General features: G+C 53.8%; 1 protein-coding gene. It reads left to right on the top strand.

Annotated features, from left to right (window positions below; translation table 11 throughout):
* On the top strand, positions 1 to 4,473 hold a 4,473-nt coding region (locus tag EAE91_RS22965), incomplete at both ends, for a non-ribosomal peptide synthetase (RefSeq protein WP_214090477.1).

The following is a 4,473-nucleotide window of genomic DNA, read 5'->3' as shown; positions in this document are numbered from 1 at the left end:
TTATACCGGATCCTTTTAGCTCGGTATCCGGCGCGCGGATGTATGTGACTGGGGATTTGGCCCGCTACTTGCCGGATGGCAGCCTGGAATTCCTGGGGCGTAACGACCATCAGGTTAAAATTCGCGGTTTCCGGATTGAGCTAGGAGAAATTGAAACCCGGTTGGAGAAACACCCGGCGGTGCAAGAGGCGGCAGTGCTGGTGTGGGAGGATGAACAGGGCAAACGGCTGGTCGCCTATGTGGCGGCAGAAGCGAATGAGGGATTGGCGGCCCGTTTGCGTGAACATTTGAGCGCGGTTTTACCTGACTATATGGTCCCGGCAGCTTTTGTACGGCTGGATACTTTACCGCAGACCCCGAATGGCAAGTTGGATCGTCGAGCGTTGCCGGCACCGGGGGAGGCGGCATTTGCCCGTCAGATCTATGAAGCTCCGCAAGGGAAGATAGAAACGATGCTGGCGGCTGTCTGGTGTGAATTACTGGGTGTTGAACAGATTAGCCGGCATGACAGTTTCTTTGCGCTGGGTGGTCATTCGCTGCTTGCTGTGCGCATGATTGAGCGATTGCGGCGTATTGGTCTGAGTATATCGGTAAAAACGTTATTCCAGCATCCAACACTCTGTATTTTGGCCCAGTCTCTGGTTCAGCATAATGAAATTCAGGTGCCTGACAACCGTATTACACCGGATACGACGGTGCTGACGCCGACGATGTTGCCGCTGATTGATTTGACCCAGGCTGACATTGACCACATTGTCGGGCAAGTGCCGGGCGGGATCGCCAACATTCAGGATATCTACGCCTTGTCGCCGTTACAGGATGGCATTTTGTTCCATCATCTGCTGGCACATGAAGGCGATCCCTATTTGTTGACCGGGCAAATGGCTTTTGCTGACCGTGCGCTGTTGGATCGTTATCTGGCGGCGGTTCAACAGATAATTGATCGACATGATATTCTGCGTACCGCTTTTCTCTGGCAGGGATTATCAGTCCCGGCGCAGGTGGTCTGGCGTCAGGCCCCATTGTCGGTGACGGAACTGACATTAAATCCGGCTGACGGCCCGGTCAGTGAGCAATTAACCCGGCGTTTTGATCCGCATTATCATCGTCTTGACCTGAGCGAAGCGCCGTTGTTGCGTTTTGTCATCGCTCAGGAAACCGATGGTCGTTGGTTGTTGCTGGAATTGCATCATCACTTGATCGGCGATCATGAAACGATGGAGGTGATGCACCGCGAAGTGCAGGCGTACCTGACAGGCCAGGAGGATAATCTGCCTGCGCCGACACCTTTCCGCAATCTGGTGGCGCAGGTCCGGTTGGGGGTAAGTCAGGAAGAACATACCCGTTTCTTTACTGACATGTTAGCGGCGGTAGATGAACCGACCCTGGCGTTTGGTTTGACGGAAGTGCGTCGTGATGGTTCGCAAGTGACGGAAGCTCACCGGATGTTGTCGGCTGGGTTAAATGACCGTTTACGTCATCAGGCGAGACATCTGGGCGTCAGTCTGGCGGCCTTGTGTCATCTGGCCTGGGCGCAGGTGTTGGCGCGTACCAGCGGTCAGAAGAATGTCGTGTTTGGTACGGTGCTGTTTGGGCGTATGCAGGCCGGGGAAGGGGCAGACAATAGTATGGGGCTGTTTATTAATACCTTGCCGTTGCGACTGGATATCGATGAGACCCCAGTACGGAGCAGCGTACAGGCCGCCCATGCTCGACTCGCCGGACTATTAGAACATGAGCACGCGTCACTGGCGCTGGCACAGCGTTGCAGCGGCGTGCAGGGTGAGATCCCTCTCTTTAATAGCTTGCTGAACTATCGGCATAATACCTTGCTGGCAGCGTCGGATGACATCAGCAGCGGTATTGAATTTATTGGTGGGCAGGAGCGGACTAACTATCCGTTAATGCTATCAGTGGAGGATTTTGGCGAATCCTTGGGGCTGACGGCTCAGGTCGTGCAACCGTTTGATCCGGAAAGTTTATGCGGTTATATGCAGCGAGCACTGGAAAGTCTGGTAGATGCCCTTGAGCAAGTGCCGGACGTGCCTGTTAGGGCATTGGAAATCTTGCCGAAAGCGGAACGTACGCTGTTGCTGGAAACCTGGAACGCGACGGAAAGCGCTTATCCTGAGGCGTTATGTGTTCATCAGTTGTTTGAACAACAGGTGGAGAAAACCCCTGATGCGATAGCATTAGTGTATGAAACTCAGACCCTCAGTTACGCTGAATTAAATACCCGTGCCAACCGTCTGGCCCATCAGCTTATCGCACTGGGCGTGGTACCTGACCAACGGGTGGTGATTTGTGTGGCGCGTTCACCGGCAATGGTGGTGGGATTGCTGGCGGTAATGAAAGCGGGTGGAGCTTATGTGCCGCTAGACCCGGCTTATCCTAGCGAGCGTCTGACACATGTCCTGCATGATGCTGCCCCAATTGTGGTGCTGTCAGATAAGACCGGCAGGGCTGCATTGGGTGAGGAAACGTTGGCTGGATTAACGGTACTGGACCCGAATATTTTGCCTGATCAGCCAGATTGTAATCCACAGGTATCCACGTTGGCTTCACGGCATCTGGCCTATGTGATTTACACCTCCGGCTCCACCGGGGTGCCCAAAGGGGTGATGATTGAGCACCGCAATACGGTTAATTTCCTGCACTGGGCTCAGCGGGCCTTTGAGACGGAAGAGATCCACGAGGTGCTGTTCTCGACGTCGATGAGTTTCGACCTGTCCATTTTTGAATGTTTTATGCCGTTGTCTCGTGGTGCGGCGATTCATCTGGTAGAGGGTGCCTTGTCATTGATGCAGCATGCCCTGCCGGTGACCTTGATTAACTCAGTCCCGTCTGCGATGAAACCGTTATTGCAGGCTCAGGCGCTGATGGCGTCGGTTCATACGGTCAATCTGGCGGGGGAACCGCTTAAAGGCGCCTTAATTGAACAGATTTTCGAAGAAACGCAAATACAGCGGTTGTGTAATCTCTATGGACCTTCTGAAACGACCACCTATTCGGCCTGGCTGCCGATACAGCGAGGTGATCGGATCATTGAAAGTATTGGCCGTCCGATAGCCAACACCCGCCTTTATTTACTGGACGAGTATGGTCAACCGGTACCGTTGGGCGTAGTGGGGGAAATGTATATCGGGGGCGCGGGAGTGGCGCGTGGCTACCTCAATCGCCCTGACTTGACGGCGGAGCGTTTCCTTACCGATCCATTTAGTGATGTGCCGGATGCCCGGATGTACCGCACCGGGGATTTAGCTCGTTATTTGCCGGACGGCAATCTGGAATTCTTGGGCCGTAATGACCAGCAGGTTAAAATCCGTGGCTTCCGCATTGAACCGGGTGAAATTGAGGCCCGGTTGGTGGAACATCCGGCGGTGAGTGAATCTGTGGTATTGGCACAGGGAGAAGGGCAGGAAAAACGGCTGGTTGCTTATGTCGTGGCAGCAGCCCATGAAGGGTTGGTGAATAGACTGCGTGTTTACCTGCAAGCTATTTTGCCGGATTACATGGTGCCGACGGCCTTTGTGCGGCTGGATGCATTGCCATTGACGCCGAACGGTAAATTGGATCGCCAGGCACTGCCAGCGCCGGACAATGAAGCCGTTGCCCGTCAGGTTTATGCAGCGCCCCAGGGAGAAATGGAAATGGCTCTGGCGGCGATTTGGCGTGAAGTCTTAGGTGTTGAACAGATCAGCCGATATGACAATTTCTTTGCCCTCGGCGGCCACTCATTATTGGCGGTGCGGGTGATGAACCGGGTAGCCGCTCTGGGTATCGAACTGCCGCTAACCACCTTGTTTAAGACGCCTTCATTGAGGGCGTTTGCTGAGGTCATGCAGACTCGGACTGGTCAACCGGATAATATCTTGCTGATATCCCGTAATGGGGCGTTACCGTTGTCATTTGCTCAACAACGCTTGTGGTTCCTGGCACAGCTTGAGGGCGTCAGTGAAACTTATCATATTCCGATGGCGCTGCGTTTAAGTGGACAATTGGATGTCATGGCCTGGCAGAAGGCGCTGGATACCTTATTTGCCCGTCATGAAGCGTTACGTTCGGTCTTTGTCTCTGTCGATGGCCAGCCACAAGTGCAACTGTTGGAGCCGGATAGTGGCTTACTGTTATCGCAATATGATCTGCGCGGGATACCAGATGCTGATGTTGTTCTGGAGCGTCTGAGCGTGGAAGAGGCCCATGCGTCATTTGACCTTGAAAGCGGCCCGCTTATCCGTGCTGATCTCATCCGGATCACCGATGATGAATATCAGTTTTTGCTGACCCTGCATCACATAATTTCCGATGGCTGGTCTGCCAATGTGCTGATACAGGAACTGAACACGCTCTATACGGCGTTTATAGACGGACAACCCGATCCGTTGCCGCCGTTGGCGATTCAATACCCGGATTACGCTGCCTGGCAGCGTCAGTGGTTATCGGCTGAACGTATTCAGGTCCAATCTGACTATT

This window comes from Photorhabdus noenieputensis (assembly GCF_018448935.1).
Taxonomy (GTDB): Bacteria; Pseudomonadota; Gammaproteobacteria; order Enterobacterales; family Enterobacteriaceae; genus Photorhabdus; species Photorhabdus noenieputensis.
This window is presented reverse-complemented; position numbering and strand designations above follow the sequence as displayed.